Consider the following 15,296-nt stretch of genomic DNA (forward strand, 5'->3'; position numbering starts at 1 on the left):
CGCGGCTATCCGGTGCTGCCGCCCAGCCAGCCCGTGGTGCCTCCGGTGCTGTTGCCGTTGGAGCCGTTGCTTCCGTTGGTGGTGCCCTGGTTCGATCCGTCGGTGGCGCCCTCGTCGGAACCGTCCGTCGTGCCCTGGTCGGTGCCCTCGGTGGTGCCCTCGTCGGTGCCGGTACTGGTGCCGCCGGTGTCGGGACCACAGGTCTCCCAGGCCCATCCTCCGCACGAGGAGGTGCTGGGCGACGGTGTGGGCGACGCGGTGGTCGGCGTCGGCGTGGGCGGCTTCGACTCCATGGACGGCGTGGGAGAAGGCGTCGGGCTCGGGGTCGGGCTCGGGCTCGGGCTCGCGCCGCCCCCGTAGACCTTCGTGCCGAGCGGCTGGGCCTTCGGGAACTCCACGGCCGGAACGCCCTTCAGCGCGCCCGCCATGTAGTCGTGCCAGATCTGGGCCGGGAACGAGGCACCGTGGATCTTCTCCTCACCACCGGTGCCGAACATCTTCAGGAATTCACGTTCGGTGTTCTTCTCGTCGTCGTCCAGCCGGAACATGCTGATGGCGGTGGAGATCTGCGGGGTGTAACCCACGAACCACGCCGACCGGTTGCCGTCGGTGGTACCCGTCTTACCCGCGACGTCCCGGCCCTCGAGCTGCGCCGGGGTTCCGGTGCCCTTCTCCACGACGTTCTGCAGCACTTCGGTGACGTTGTCCGCGATGTCCGCGTCGAACGCCGTCTTCGTCTTCTTCTCGTGCGAGAAGATCACGCCGCCCTTGTACTTCACCTCCGACACCGAGTACGGGTCGTTCTGCTTGCCGCTGGTCGCGAAGGTGGCGTAGGCGCCCGCCATCCGGATGGCACTGGGGGACGAGGTGCCGATGGAGTACGAAGGTACGTGGGAGTCGGCCATGAACTGGTCGTCCCGCAGACCGGCCGCCAGGGCCACGTCCTTGACCTTGTCCGTGCCGACGTCCATGCCGAGCTGCACGTACGGGGAGTTCGCGGACTCCTGCATGGCGTACCGCAGGTCGATGTCTCCGTAGTCGTGGCCGCCGTCATTGGTCTGCAGCCACTGCTCCCCCTCCTCGTTCTCCCAGATCTGGCCGTCGTAGTCCTTGATCTTCAGTTTGTTGTCACCGTTGTAGACGCTCTTCGGTGAGACCGGGGTGCGCTCCGAGCCGCTCTGCTCGGGGCCCAGGTCCGGGTCGCGCTTTCCGTACTTCATGGCGGCGGCGAGCACGAACGGTTTGAAGGTCGAGCCGACCTGAGCGCCGGTGGCGTCCGCGTTGTTGGTGTAGTGCTTGGTGGCGTCCTGGCCACCGTAGATCGCGATGATGGCACCGGTCTTCGCGTCGATCGACGCCCCGCCGAACTGGACGTGAGTGTCCTTGGTAGGACGCTTCTTGGGGTCGATCTTCGCCTTGTAGACCTTGTCCACGGCGGCGGTGAGCTCGTCCACCTTCTTCTTGTCGAAGGTGGTCCTGATCTCGTAGCCGCCCTGGGCCAGCTTGGTGGCGTCGATGTCCCGGTCGTTGTTGTTGAGGAAGTACGTCTTGGCCAGATCGACCAGGTAACCGGTCTGGCCTCCGAGCTGGGCGCTCTTCTTCGGTGCCTGCGGCATCGGGAACTCGGTGTACTTGGCGCGCTCCGCGGCCGAGAGCCTGCCGTCCTTGACCTCTTCGTCGAGGATCCACTTCCAGCGCCGCTCCGCGCGCTCCTTGTTCTTGGCGGCCGTCGCCTGCACCGAGTCGACCTCGGGCACACCGGCCGGGTCGTAGTAGCCGGCGCCCTTCAGCAGGGTGGCAAGGAACGCGCACTCGCTCGGATTGAGCTTGCTGGCGTCCTTGTTGTAGTACGTGCGGGCCGCCGCCTGCAGACCGGAAGCACCGCGGCCGTAGTAGGAGACGTTGAGGTAGCCGGCCATCACGTCTTCCTTGTCCATGCTCGTGCCGACCTTGAGCGTGATGAAGAGTTCCTTGAACTTCCGGCTGATCGTCTGCTCCTGCGTCAGCATGGAGTTCTTGACGAACTGCTGGGTGATGGTCGAGCCGCCCTGCACCTCACCTCCCGTCGCCATGTTGTAGAAGGCGCGGGCGATGCCCATCGGGTCGATGCCCTTGTCGTCGTCGAAGGACTTGTTCTCGGCCGAGATGACGGCGTTGCGCATCGCCTCCGGAATCTGGGCGTAGGAGATCTCCTGGCGGTTGACCTCACCACCGGTGGCGACCATCTGGGTGCCGTCGGCCCAGTAGTAGACGTTGTTCTGTGCCTTGGCCGCCGCCTTCACGCTGGGCGGCTGCACCAGCGCGTAGGAGACTCCGGCGACACCCATCATGAGACCGAGGAAGCCCAGGCAGAGGCCGGAAACGAGCTTCCACGAGGGCACCCAGCGCCGGAAGCCGTACTTGCCGCGCCGCGGATAGTCGATGAACCGCTTCTTGCCCGGTCCGCCGTCCCCACGGCCGTGACCGTCGGATCCACCGCCCCCGCCTCTGCGACGGCCGCCGCCCCCGCCGTGGCCGCCGGCGGCCGAGGCCGTCTCGGCACCCCGGCGTCGGCCACCGCGCTGGGCGGCCCTGCGGGCCTCGGCACGGCCGGCGTACGGGCGCTCCTCGCCCTGCGGGCCGGAAGGTGACGTGTCAGTGACGCTGCGTGAGGGTGCTGCGCGACGTCCTGCGGGCTGCTGGGCAGCCCTTCTGGCCGCGGCACGCCCCCCGTCTGACGACTGAGGCGTTTTGCGACGGTGCTCGCTCATCGAACGACTACTCCTCGGGCAGGCGAGAGCGCCTGGAAGCGGCAGGTGAGATCCGGTCCCCCCGAATGACGGACGAACCCCGCGGAAGGACCCTCCGCGGCACATCCGGCAGTCCGCGATGTCTGACGCCCGGCGGCGTAGCGCGGTTCCCGGTGATCTGCATGCCGGACAGACTACGCACGGTCAAAACCCGCCTAGGGCCGAACTTCACCCCAAACACCGCAAGTCGCTCCTGAGGAATTCAGGATGTGACGCCGTTCACGAGACCCGGTCTTGTCGAAGTGCTTCTTCCGATCTATCGTGCTGATGTATCGAGTCGATACATCAGCGCGGCATAAGTTCGGCATAAGCTCGGAAGCGGTTCGACCACCAGAGCACCCCCTGGGTGCCTCAACACGGAGGAGGCGAAGGTGAGCAGACGCTCCGGCATCCTCGAATTCGCCGTTCTCGGTCTGCTTCGCGAGTCCCCCATGCACGGTTACGAGCTGCGGAAACGGCTCAACACCTCGCTGGGCATCTTCCGCGCCTTCAGCTACGGCACCCTGTATCCCTGCCTCAAGACGCTGGTCACCAGTGGCTGGTTGATCGAGGAGCCGGGCGCCGCGTCCCCCGAACTTCCCTCCGGGCCAGGGCGGTCGACCGCTCCCGCGTCTTCACTCGCGGGGCGTCGGGCCAAGATCGTCTACCGGTTGACGGCGGAAGGTAAGGAGCACTTCGAGGAGTTGCTCTCGCACACCGGCCCCGACGCCTGGGAGGACGAGCACTTCGCAGCACGCTTCGCCTTCTTCGGTCAGACGGAACGCGAAGTGCGGATGCGCGTCCTCGAAGGACGCCGTAGCCGGCTGGAGGAGCGTCTGGAGAAGATGCGTGCCTCACTCGCCCGCACCCGTGAACGACTCGACGACTACACACTTGAGCTGCAGCGGCACGGCATGGAATCCGTGGAGCGCGAAGTGCGCTGGCTGAACGAGCTCATCGAGAGCGAGCGCTCGGGCAGGGACCGGAGACGGTCCTCGTCCGACGACTCCCCTCAGCAGGAACCAACGCAAGAGACGGGCGGCCTGCCCCGGTCCCGGGATGACTCCCCGCCGGATCCGTCCGACACCGCCAACTGAAGGTCCCGCACACCGCGGGTCCTTCGTCGGGAACACCGAGAACTAACAGGGAGCAACCGGAATGGGTTCGGTTCGCGTAGCCATCGTCGGCGTGGGCAACTGCGCCGCCTCGCTGGTGCAGGGCGTCGAGTACTACAAGGACGCCGATCCGGCCGGCAAGGTGCCCGGTCTGATGCACGTCCAGTTCGGCGAGTACCACGTGAGCGACGTGGAGTTCGTGGCCGCGTTCGACGTCGACGCGAAGAAGGTCGGCCTCGACCTCGCGGACGCCATCGGCGCGAGCGAGAACAACACCATCAAGATCGCGGACGTCCCGTCCACGGGCGTGACGGTCCAGCGTGGCCACACCCACGACGGTCTGGGCAAGTACTACCGCGAGACGATCGAGGAGTCCTCCGAGACGCCGGTCGACATCGTCCAGACCCTCAAGGACAAGCAGGTCGACGTCCTCGTCTGCTACCTGCCCGTCGGCTCCGAGGTCGCGGCGAAGTTCTACGCCCAGTGCGCCATCGACGCCAAGGTCGCGTTCGTCAACGCCCTCCCGGTCTTCATCGCCGGCACCAAGGAGTGGGCGGACAAGTTCACCGAGGCCGGTGTCCCGATCGTCGGCGACGACATCAAGTCCCAGGTGGGCGCCACCATCACGCACCGCGTGATGGCGAAGCTCTTCGAGGACCGGGGCGTCGTCCTGGACCGCACCATGCAGCTGAACGTCGGCGGCAACATGGACTTCAAGAACATGCTCGAGCGTGAGCGCCTGGAGTCCAAGAAGATCTCGAAGACGCAGGCCGTCACCTCGCAGATCCGTGACCGCGACCTCGGTGCGGACAACGTCCACATCGGCCCGTCGGACTACGTGGCCTGGCTGGACGACCGCAAGTGGGCGTACGTGCGCCTCGAGGGTCGCGCCTTCGGCGACGTTCCGCTGAACCTGGAGTACAAGCTCGAGGTGTGGGACTCCCCGAACTCGGCGGGTGTCATCATCGACGCCGTCCGCGCCGCCAAGATCGCCAAGGACCGCGGCATCGGTGGTCCGATCCTTTCGGCCTCCTCGTACTTCATGAAGTCCCCGCCGGTGCAGTACTTCGACGACGAGGCTCGTGAGAACGTCGAGAAGTTCATCGCCGGCGACGTCGAGCGCTGAACAGCCCTGACCGGCTGACGGACTCCCCGGGTGGGAGCGTCCGCGCTCCCACCCCGCTCACCGCCGAAGGTCCCCGGGTCGAACCCCCGGGGACCTTCGGCGTATGTGACCCTTGCTCACATGTCTGTCGCACGTGCCCTGCGCCTCCTGTTGCGGCTTCGGAACTTCCGGCGCCTGCTCACCGTGCGTCTGCTCTCCCAGTCCGCCGACGGCGTCTACCAGGTGGCGCTGGCGGCCCACGTCGTCTTCTCCCCCGAGAAACAGGCGTCGGCGGGAGCCATCGCGTCGGCCATGGCCGTCCTCCTCCTGCCCTATTCGCTCGTCGGACCCTTCGCAGGCGTGCTCCTGGACCGCTGGCCCCGCCGCCAGATCTTCCTCCACGGCAACCTCCTGCGCGCCGTCCTCGCCTGCTGTACGGCTCTCCTCATCCTGGCGTCGGTGCCGGACTGGCTCTTCTACGTGTCCGCTCTCTGCGTCACGGCCGTCAACCGCTTCGTGCTCGCCGGTCTCTCGGCGGCGCTGCCCCGGGTCGTCGACGACGAACATCTGGTGGTCGCCAACTCGCTCTCTCCGACGGCCGGTACGCTCGCCGCGACGGTCGGAGGCGGACTGGCCCTCGGCGTGCGGATGGTGTCCGGAGAGTCGGACGCCGCCGTGGTCCTGCTCGGCGCGCTCCTCTACCTGCTCTCCGCGCTGGTGTCCCTGACGCTCCCACGCGCTCTCCTGGGACCCGACACCAACGGCTCCTCGCTCCGTCTGACGGCCGCGCTGGGAGTGACCGCCCGCGGACTCGCCCGAGGCGTCCAGCACCTGCGCGCACGGCCCGACGCGGGGAGGGCGCTGATCGGCATGACGGTCCTGCGGTTCTGCTACGGAGCGCTTACCGTCATGGTCCTCATGCTCTGCCGGTACTACTGGACCGACGAGGAGTCAGAGGGTCTGGCTCTGCTCGGACTCGCGCTCGGCTTCTCCGCCGCCGGATTCTTCGTCGCCGCCGTGATGACCCCCTGGGCGGTGAAACGCCTGGGCCGCTACGGCTGGATGGTGGCCTGCGCGGCGACCGCCGCGGTGCTGGAACCGGTTCTGGGGCTCACCTTCGGTCTGATCCCGATGCTGATCGTCGCCTTCGTTCTCGGCGTGGTGACCCAGGGCTCGAAGATCGCGACGGACACCGTGGTGCAGACCGCGGTGGACGACGACTTCCGCGGCCGGATCTTCTCGCTCTACGACGTCCTCTTCAATGTGGCCTTCGTGGCGGCGGCCGGTGTCTCGGCGCTGGTCCTCCCCGCGGACGGCCGGTCCCCCGCCGTCGTGATCGGCGTGGCCCTCCTCTACGCCGCGGTCGCGGCGACTCTCTTTCGTCACCGCGGAAGCACTGGGGGATTCAGCCGGCCCGACAGGCGGCCCCACGCGGCGGAGTAGCCGGCATCTGGCCGACGGCGATGTTTCACGTGAAACAGCGACGGCTCCGACTCCATGCGAAAGGGCGGGTCATGTTTCACGTGAAACATGACCCGCCCCTCCGTGAGATGCCGCCGTCGGTTCAGTCCTGCGCGGCCCACCACTCCTTGAGTGCCGCCACCGCACTTTCGCGCTCCATCGGCCCGTTCTCCAACCTCAGCTCCAGCAGGTGGGCATAGGCCTTCCCGATCAGCGGTCCGGGACCGACCCCGAGAACCTGCATAATCTCGTTCCCGTCGAGATCCGGACGGATGGAGTCGAGCTCTTCCTGCTCCTGGAGCAGCGTGATGCGCCGCTCCAGCTCGTCGTACGTCCGCGAGAGCGCGTTCGCCTTGCGCTTGTTCCGGGTCGTGCAGTCCGAGCGGGTCAGCTTGTGGAGTCGCTGCAGCAAGGGCCCTGCATCGCGTACGTACCGGCGCACCGCCGAGTCGGTCCACTCGCCGTCTCCGTAGCCGTGGAAGCGGAGATGCAGCTCCACCAGTCGGGACACGTCCCTGACCATCTCGTTGGAGTACTTCAGCGCCGCCATCCGCTTCTTGACCATCTTGGCCCCGACCACCTCATGGTGGTGGAAGGAGACGCGGCCGTCCTTCTCGAACCGGCGGGTCTTCGGCTTGCCGATGTCGTGGAGAAGTGCCGCGAGCCGCAGTACGAGGTCCGGACCGTCCTCCTCCAGGCCGATGGCCTGCTCCAGAACGATCAGGGAGTGGTCGTAGACGTCCTTGTGGCGGTGATGCTCGTCACTCTCCAACCGCAGGGCGGGCAGCTCCGGCAGGACGTGCGCGGCCAGTCCGGTGTCCACCAGCAGCGCCAGTCCCTTGCGCGGGTGCTCGGAGAGCAGCAGCTTGTTGAGCTCCTCCCGCACCCGCTCGGCAGAGACGATCTCGATCCGGCCCGCCATCTCGGTCATGGCAGCGACGACGTCGGGCGCCACCTCGAAGTCGAGCTGCGCGGCGAACCGGGCCGCACGCAGCATCCGCAGCGGGTCGTCGGAGAAGGAATCCTGAGCGGTTCCGGGGGTGCGCAGCACCTTCGCGGCCAGATCCTCGCGGCCGTGGTGCGGGTCGATGAATCCCTTGTGGGGGAGAGCGACCGCCATCGCGTTGACCGTGAAGTCGCGGCGGACCAAGTCCTCCTCGATGGAGTCGCCGTAGGAGACCTCCGGCTTCCTGGACGTCCTGTCGTACGCCTCCGACCGGTAGGTGGTGACCTCGATCTGGTAGCCGTCCTTCTGGCAGCCCACGGTGCCGAAGGCGATCCCGACCTCCCAGACCGAGTCGGCCCAGGGCCGGACGATCTTCAGAACGTCCTCCGGCCGCGCGTCGGTCGTGAAGTCCAGGTCGTTCCCGAGCCTGCCGAGCAGGGCGTCGCGGACCGAGCCGCCTACGAGGGCGAGACGGAATCCGGCGTCCTCGAAGCGGCGGGCGAGGTCGTCGGCGACCGGGGAGACCCGAAGCAGTTCGCTGACCGCTCGGTGCTGTACCTGGCTCAGGGCGCTGGTGTTGTCATCGTTGGCGTTCGGCACAACAGAAAAGGGTACGTGCCCGCACCGGCCCGGGCGTCACCGTTTCCTCCGGCCCTGCGAGACTCTGGCGATCATGTGGCCCGGTCCGGAGCAATCCACCACAGCGCACCTCGTTACCATGCGGGGACGCAAGGACCGACAACGATCGACCCCAGACGACGAACGAGGACGGGTACACGCGTGGCCGAGGCGGCAGACACCCTGGGGATGCGTCCCTCCCCTGCTCGCCGGTGGATCCGGCGCACAGCCGCGCTGGCGCTCGGGGCCCCCCTGTTCGCCGGTCTGCTGACCGCGCCGGGGGCGAACGCGACGTCGGCGGGACCGGTGGCCAAGGCCGCGACCGGCTCCCGGACGGTGGACGTGGCGCTGGACACCATCGCGCCGAGCGCCCCGGTCGAAGGAGACACCCTGACCGTCTCCGGGACCCTGACCAACAGAGGGTCCACCACGATCCGGGAGGGCACGGTCGATCTGCGCGTCGGTCCGCATCTCTCCGGGCGCACGTCGGTGGACGCGAGCGCCGCGCGCACCGGCTATGTGCCGGGCGTGGACGCCACCACCGTGGGCGACGAGTACACGGTGAAGATCCCAGTGCTCCGCAAGGGCGTCAGCCAGGACTTCTCGCTGGACGTCCCGGTCGACAAGCTTCCGCTGGACGACGCCGGTGTCTATCAGCTCGGAGTCTCCGTGACCGGGCAGACCTCCGGCAGCACGTACCCCCAGGTCCTCGGCATCCAGCGGAGCTTCCTTCCGTGGCAGCCGGAGAGCAGCGGGACCAAGACGAAGATGACCTATCTCTGGCCGCTGATCGCCTCGGCACACGTCACCGCGGAGACCGGATCGGACGAGCAGCAGACCCCCGTCTTCGCCGACGACGGCCTCGCCGACGAACTGGCCCCCGGTGGCCGTCTCGAGCAGCTCGTCTCGCTCGGCAGCGACCTGCCGGTGACCTGGGTCATCGATCCTGACCTGCTCGCGAGCGTGGACGCGATGACGCAGTCCTACCAGGTGAAGTCCGGCACCACGACGGTCGCCGGCACCCACCAGGCCGTCGCCAAGGAGTGGCTCAGCGCGCTCCAGCGGGCGGTGGAGAAGGGGAAGGTGATCGCCCTGCCGTTCGCGGACCCCGATCTGGCGTCCATCGCCCACCGCGGGAAGAACGTGTCGGGGACGCTCAGCCATCTCCAGACCGCCACCGAGGTCGCGTCCACGACCGTGGAGAGCATCCTGCACACGACGCCGTCCACCGACTTCGCCTGGCCCGTGGACGGCGCGATCGACGCGTCCATCGTGGACGTCGCCACCTCTGCCGGCGCGCACAACGTGATCACCCGCAGCGACTCCCTCAAGGAGACCGGGAACCTCGCGTACACGCCGAGCGCGGCACGGCCCATCGGCGGCGGCACCACCGCGGTCGTGGCCGATCACCGGCTCTCCACCGCCTTCACCGGCGACATGGCGGGAGCCGAGTCGTCCACGCTCGCCGTCCAGAACTTCCTCGCCCAGACCCTGGCGCTCACCCGGCAGGACGAGGACAACGAACGCAGCATCGTGGTGGCCCCGCAGCGGACGCCCACCGCCTCGCAGGCGCAGACCATGGCCCGCGCCGTGCGCGCGCTCGCAGACGACCGCTGGACCCGCTCCGTGGACCTGGTGGCCGCGGCCGACGCGAAGCCGGACGCCGAGGCCACGGCGAGGGTCCCCTCGGCGGGCGCCTATCCCAAGCGGCTACGGAGCCAGGAGCTTCCCACCCAGGCGTTCCAGGACATCAGAACGACCCAGGACTCCCTCCACCGCTTCCAGGTGATCCTCACCCAGCCGGAACGGGTCGTGACGCCGTTCGGCAACGCGATCAACCGGTCGATGTCCACGTCGTGGCGGGGACGGGCGCTGGAGGCGCAGCAGTACCGGGACTCGGTGCGTACCTACCTCCAAGGGCTCACCGACCAGGTCCAGCTCATCCCCAAGTCGGATGTCACCCTGTCCGGGCGCAGCGCGACCCTGCCGGTCACGGTGCAGAACAAGTTGCTCCAGGGGGTCGACCATCTGGTACTGCGGCTCACCTCGGACAACCGGACCCGCCTCAAGCTCAATGACGGGGCCAGTGCGTCCATGCCGGTGGAAGTCGCCGGCGGCCACAGCCAGTCGGTGAAGTTCGACGCAGCGGCCAATGCCAACGGCCAGGTCCAGATCAAGGCGCGGCTGTTCACCGAGAACGGCACGCCCTACGGCGAGGAGATGACCTTCACGGTGAAGGTCTCCGAGGTCACCCCCACCGTCCTGCTGGTGATCGCCGGCGGGCTGCTGCTCCTGGTGCTGGCAGGTATCAGGATGTACACCCACCGCAAGCGCTCCGTCGCAAGCGACACGGCCGGGGGCGACGGGGGTGAACCCGAGCAGCCGAGTGACCCGACACCGGACACCGGGCCGGAAAGCGGGAAGCCCTCGGGCGCGGGTGAGAAAGTGGACCGTTGAGCGATGTCTGTCGAGGCCGGTCGGCCGGGGACGATGAGGTGGGGTTTCGATGAACGCGCCGTACGACGGTGACCGCGGGCATGGCGCGGGCGGGCCAGGTGCCGGTGGACCTCCGGTGCCGCCGGGCACGGGCCCGGACGCTGCGCCGCAGCCGGATCCGTATCTCCAGCACGCCTACGACCACGACCCGTACCGGGAACAGGACCTCGCGTCCCAGGATCCTGTCGGTGAGGCACTCTACGACCGCGCCTCACACCCTCCGCCGCCTCCGGGCACCTATCAGCAGCCACAGCCTCTGTACCAGCAGCCTCCCGCGGCCCAGTACCCCCCGGACCCCCGGCTGTGGGCCCAGACGCCGGCACCGGAGCCCGCAGGCCCCTCCCGGCACCTGCCTTACGGCGACGACGCGGCCACCACGCAGTTCGTCGGCCTCGACGACCTGGTGACCCAGGCGTCGGAGGACAAGGAGCCGGACGCCTTCGCCCATCTCTTCCGCGACCAGGAGAGCTCGGGCCAGGGCAAACACGCCGGTCAGCCTGAACCCGCCCCTGCTCCCGCTCCCGCCCCGGCGAAGGGCGGCCGGGCCTCCAGTTTGCTGAAGTCCAGCGCCCTGATGGCGGCCGGCACCCTCGTCTCCCGTCTGACCGGCTTCGTGCGCAGCCTCGTGATCACGGCCGCCCTCGGCGCCGCCGTTCTCGGTGACACCTTCACGGTGGCGTACACCCTGCCGACGATGATCTACATCCTCACCGTCGGCGGCGGCCTCAACTCGGTCTTCGTCCCCCAGCTCGTCCGCTCCATGAAGGACGACGAGGACGGCGGCGAGGGGTACGCCAACCGTCTCCTCACGCTGGTGATGGTGGCGCTGGCTCTGATCGTGGCGCTGGCGGTCTTCGCCGCGCCGCTCCTGATCAAGCTGATGTCACTGCCGATCGCCAACGATCCGCCCGCCAACAGCGTGGCCATCACCTTCGCCCGCTACTGCCTGCCCACGATCTTCTTCATGGGCGTGCACGTGGTGATGGGACAGATCCTCAACGCCCGCGGCAAGTTCGGCGCGATGATGTGGACCCCCGTCCTCAACAACATCGTCATGATCGCCACGTTCGGCCTGTTCATCTGGGTGTACGGAACGTCCGCCGAGTCGGAGATGGGCGTCGCGACCATCCCGGCCGAAGGTGTCCGACTGCTGGGCGTCGGCACCCTGCTCGGGCTGACCGTGCAGGCACTCGCCATGATCCCGTACCTGCGCGAAGCGGGATTCCGCTTCCGTCCCCGGTTCGACTGGAAGGGCCACGGGCTCGGCAAGACGGTGAAGCTGGCCAAGTGGACCGTGCTGTTCGTGCTCGCCAACCAGGCCGGCGTCCTGGTCGTCACCCAGCTCGCCACCTCGGCCGGAAAGCTGTCCGGTCAGAACGGCGCGGGCATCCTGGCGTACTCCAACGCCCAGCTGATCTGGGGCATGCCGCAGGCGATCATCACCGTGTCCGTGATGGCGGCGCTACTGCCCCGGATCTCCCGTGCCGCACACGACAACGACCCGGGAGCCGTCCGCGACGACATCTCCCAGGGGCTGCGCAACTCCGCCGTCGCGATCGTGCCGGTGGCGTTCGCGTTCCTCGCGCTCGGTCTGCCGATGTGCACGCTGCTCTACGGATCGAGCGGCACCGAAGCGGCCCGGTCGATGGGCTTCATCCTGATGGCCTTCGCCCTCGGACTCATCCCGTACTCCGTGCAGTACGTGGTACTGCGTGGCTTCTACGCCTACGAGGACACCAGGACGCCGTTCTACAACACGGTGATCGTCGCCGCGGTCAACGCGGCGGCCTCCGCCGTCTGCTACGTGGTCCTGCCCTACCGCTGGGCCGTGGTCGGGATGGCGGCCTCGTACGGACTGGCCTACGCCGTCGGCGTCGGTGTCGCCTGGCGCCGGCTGCGCAACCGCCTCGGCGGCGATCTGGACGGCGCCCACGTGGTGCGGACCTACGCCCGCCTCTGCATGGCGGCCGTCCCCGCGGCGCTCGTCGGCGGAGTGGTCGGGATCGGCCTCCTGGAAGCGCTCGGCGAGGGGGTTCTCGGCTCCGTCGCCGCACTGATCTGTGGTGGCGCACTGCTGCTGGGAATCTTCGTGGTCGCCGCGAAGAAGATGCGGATCGAAGAGGTCAACGGGCTGGTGGGTATGGTCCGGGGACGGCTCGGACGCTGATCCGCCGCCGTACCGCACAACCATGTCCGGATTCCGCGTGTCGTGCATAGCGCCGGAGTGTGGGCACAATTGCCTGACTGCGCGGAGCCGGCGGGCGACGCGCAAGAAATGGGGAGGCAGGAGCGACGGTGGCGGAACGTAGCACGGCTGCCGTCGACGTGGCCGACAACGGTGGCGACGAGCCGCCGACCGCCAAGGCGGGCGGGGCCACGGCCGACGGAGCGGCGGAAGCCAAGAATCCCGAGGGCGAAGCCCCCGGCGGCGCCGAAGGCGGGAGCGTCGGTGCTGCCGACGTGCCGCCCGCGCCCGATCTGCACAGTGGACACAAGCTCGCCAGGCGCTACCGCCTGGAAGAGTGCGTCACCCGTCTGGACGGCTTCAGCAGCTGGCGTGCGGTCGACGAGAAGCTGCGCCGCGCGGTCGGCGTGCACCTCCTGCACGCCACCCACCCCCGCGCGCGTTCCGTGCTGGCGGCGGCCCGCTCCTCCGCCCTGCTCGGCGACCCCCGCTTCGTCCAGGTCCTGGACGCAGTGGAGGAGGACGACCTCGTCTACGTGGTCCACGAGTGGCTGCCGGACGCCGTGGAACTCACCCCCTTGCTGGCCGCGGGGCCGCTGGAAGCCCACGACTGCTATCAGCTCGTCAGTCAGCTCTCCCAGGCGATGGCGGCGGCCCACCGGGAAGGCCTCGCCCATCTGCGGCTGACGCCCGGGGCGGTCCTGCGCAGCTCCACCGGGCAGTACCGGATCCGCGGCCTCGCCGTGGACGCCGCCCTGCGCGGCATCACCGCCGAGCGCCCCCTGCGCACCGACACGGAGGCCGTCGGCGCCCTGCTCTACGCCGCCCTGACCCAGCGGTGGCCTTACGAGAACGACGCCTACGGGCTCACCGGGCTGCCCAAGGGCATGGGCCTCATCGCCCCCGACCAGGTGCGGGCAGGCGTCCACCGGGGCCTGTCCGAGCTGGCCATGCGGGCGCTCGCCAACGACGGCGCCACCGCCTCCCGCCAGGAACAGCCCTGCACCACTCCGGACGAGCTGGCCAAGGCCGTGGCCGCGATGCCTCGTATTGCGGCGCCCGAGCCGACGTTCACCGCTCCGCCCGAGTACCAGCGCACCACGTACCAACAGGGCACCTACGGCCGTCCTCCGGCACGCCCGGTGTCCGCCACACAGCCCCTCATGAGCGCGCCCCCCGCACCTCTGCAGAGCCGGACCGGAAGGGCCCTGAAGTGGGCCGTGTCCGCACTGCTGATCGCCGCCCTGGGTCTCGGGAGCTGGCAGCTCGCGGAGACGCTGATCGACCGCGGCAAGGACTCCGACGACACCGGCACCACCCAGACGGAGAGCGGCGGGGAGGACGACAAGAACCTCCTGGAGAGCGGCAAGCCGATCTCCGTCGTCGAAGCCCAGGACTACGACCCGCTGGGCACCGACGGTTCGGAGAAACCCGAGTCGATACAGGACGCCATCGACGGCGATCCCAGTACCTACTGGCGCACCTCCAGCTACTACTCGTCCAGGTTCGGCGGGCTCAAGTCGGGGGTCGGCGTCGTCCTCGACCTCGGAAAGGTGCAGCAGGTCGGAGCGGTCGACGTCTCCTTCTTCGGCGGCGACACCTCGGTGGAACTGCGGACCTCGGACGCCTCGTCCTACCCCTCGATGCCGGACGGTTTCACCAAGGTGGCGCAGGGCACCGGAACGAAGGTGAAGCTCAAGCCCGACGAACCGGTACGCGCCAGGTACCTTCTGGTCTGGCTGACGGAGTTGCCGGGTAGCGGCAGCGCCTATCGCGGAAAGGTCTCGGACATCGCCGTGACCAGCTGACGGCCATCTGGGGGAGGGGCTCACCGTTGGACGAGGCCGGATTCGCCGACGTCGGGGACCAGGAGCTCCTGGTCCGCCACGTCGGAGGCGACCCCGACGCCTTCAGTGAACTCGTACGCCGTCACAGGGACCGGCTGTGGGCGGTGGCTCTGCGTACCCTCGGCGACCGGGAAGAGGCCGCCGACGCCGTGCAGGACGCTCTCGTCTCCGCCTTCCGCTCGGCGCACACGTTCCGGGGCCAGTCCGCGGTCACCACGTGGCTCCACCGGATCACGGTCAACGCCTGCCTCGACCGGGTACGCAAAGCCGCCTCCCGCCGGACCACCCCCGTGGATGACACCGATCGACTCGATCAGCTCCTGGAACCCCATGAATCCGCGGAGGCGCCGGCCGAGCGCCAGGATCTGCACCGGGAGCTCCAGAGAGCACTGGCCACGCTGCCGCCGGAGCAGCGAGCCTCCCTCGTCCTGGTCGACATGCAGGGCTACCCGGTGGCCGAGGCCGCCCGGATGCTCGACGTGCCGACCGGGACGGTGAAGAGTCGCTGTGCGCGCGGCCGCGCGCGGCTCCTCCCTCTGCTCATGCATCTCCGCGGGCAGGGCCCGCCCCCGAGCCGGCCCGACGGCGATGAAGCCACAGCCGCAGGACCAGGCGCTGGAGGGCGACGGAACCGGAGTACGGCGCCTACCGTCCCAGCGGCGAGACCCAAGGACACGGGAACGAGTGATCCTGCCACGGTGCAGGGCGGAGGCGAACGCACGTGACATCCCCCACCGGCACGGACCGGCACCCGG

The 15,296-nt window shown here is 68.8% G+C and carries 10 protein-coding genes; 8 read left to right on the plus strand and 2 right to left on the minus strand.

The window, feature by feature from the left end:
* Positions 1 to 5 precede the first annotated feature (5 nt).
* On the minus strand, positions 6 to 2,381 hold the full coding sequence (locus Q0994_RS05160) for a transglycosylase domain-containing protein (protein ID WP_299529601.1): 2,376 nt from the start codon (positions 2,379 to 2,381) through the stop codon (positions 6 to 8).
* Between the two features lie 78 nt (positions 2,382 to 2,459).
* On the opposite strand from Q0994_RS05160, the gene Q0994_RS05165 reads away from it, so the two are divergent.
* The 4 genes from Q0994_RS05165 to Q0994_RS05180 all read left to right on the plus strand — a co-directional run bounded on the left by Q0994_RS05165 (position 2,460) and on the right by Q0994_RS05180 (position 6,431).
* Positions 2,460 to 2,630, plus strand: a complete 171-nt coding sequence (locus Q0994_RS05165) for a hypothetical protein (RefSeq protein ID WP_299529603.1) — start codon at positions 2,460 to 2,462, stop codon at positions 2,628 to 2,630.
* Positions 2,631 to 3,160: 530 nt separating this feature from the next.
* Positions 3,161 to 3,865 (plus strand): PadR family transcriptional regulator, encoded by a 705-nt coding sequence (locus tag Q0994_RS05170; protein ID WP_299529605.1) that lies wholly within the window; start codon positions 3,161 to 3,163, stop codon positions 3,863 to 3,865.
* A 61-nt stretch (positions 3,866 to 3,926) separates the two neighbouring features.
* Positions 3,927 to 5,009: an inositol-3-phosphate synthase gene (locus Q0994_RS05175; protein WP_299529607.1), complete on the plus strand. Its 1,083-nt coding sequence runs from the start codon at positions 3,927 to 3,929 to the stop codon at positions 5,007 to 5,009.
* 120 nt (positions 5,010 to 5,129) lie between these two features.
* Positions 5,130 to 6,431: an MFS transporter gene (locus tag Q0994_RS05180; RefSeq protein ID WP_299529609.1), complete on the plus strand. Its 1,302-nt coding sequence runs from the start codon at positions 5,130 to 5,132 to the stop codon at positions 6,429 to 6,431.
* Positions 6,432 to 6,552: 121 nt separating this feature from the next.
* On the opposite strand, the gene Q0994_RS05185 is transcribed toward Q0994_RS05180, so the two are convergent.
* Entirely contained in the window at positions 6,553 to 7,995 is a 1,443-nt protein-coding gene (locus Q0994_RS05185) for a CCA tRNA nucleotidyltransferase (protein ID WP_299529611.1), read from the minus strand.
* A 180-nt stretch (positions 7,996 to 8,175) separates the two neighbouring features.
* Between Q0994_RS05185 and Q0994_RS05190 the strand changes: the two genes are divergently transcribed.
* The 4 genes from Q0994_RS05190 to sigM all read left to right on the plus strand — a co-directional run bounded on the left by Q0994_RS05190 (position 8,176) and on the right by sigM (position 15,266).
* On the plus strand, positions 8,176 to 10,470 hold the full coding sequence (locus Q0994_RS05190) for a DUF6049 family protein (protein ID WP_299529613.1): 2,295 nt from the start codon (positions 8,176 to 8,178) through the stop codon (positions 10,468 to 10,470).
* A 49-nt stretch (positions 10,471 to 10,519) separates the two neighbouring features.
* The gene (murJ, locus tag Q0994_RS05195) at positions 10,520 to 12,676 is read left to right on the plus strand and encodes a murein biosynthesis integral membrane protein MurJ (protein ID WP_299529615.1); all 2,157 of its coding nucleotides are present in this window, start codon (positions 10,520 to 10,522) and stop codon (positions 12,674 to 12,676) included.
* 128 nt (positions 12,677 to 12,804) lie between these two features.
* Positions 12,805 to 14,502 (plus strand): serine/threonine protein kinase, encoded by a 1,698-nt coding sequence (locus tag Q0994_RS05200; RefSeq protein WP_299529617.1) that lies wholly within the window; start codon positions 12,805 to 12,807, stop codon positions 14,500 to 14,502.
* A gap of 26 nt (positions 14,503 to 14,528) precedes the next feature.
* A complete protein-coding gene (gene sigM, locus Q0994_RS05205; RefSeq protein WP_299529619.1) occupies positions 14,529 to 15,266 on the plus strand; it encodes an RNA polymerase sigma factor SigM in 738 nt (245 codons plus the stop codon).
* Positions 15,267 to 15,296: the final 30 nt, after the last annotated feature.

The sequence above is a fragment of the uncultured Streptomyces sp. genome (assembly GCF_947488945.1).
In the GTDB taxonomy this organism is placed as follows: Bacteria; Actinomycetota; Actinomycetes; order Streptomycetales; family Streptomycetaceae; genus Streptomyces.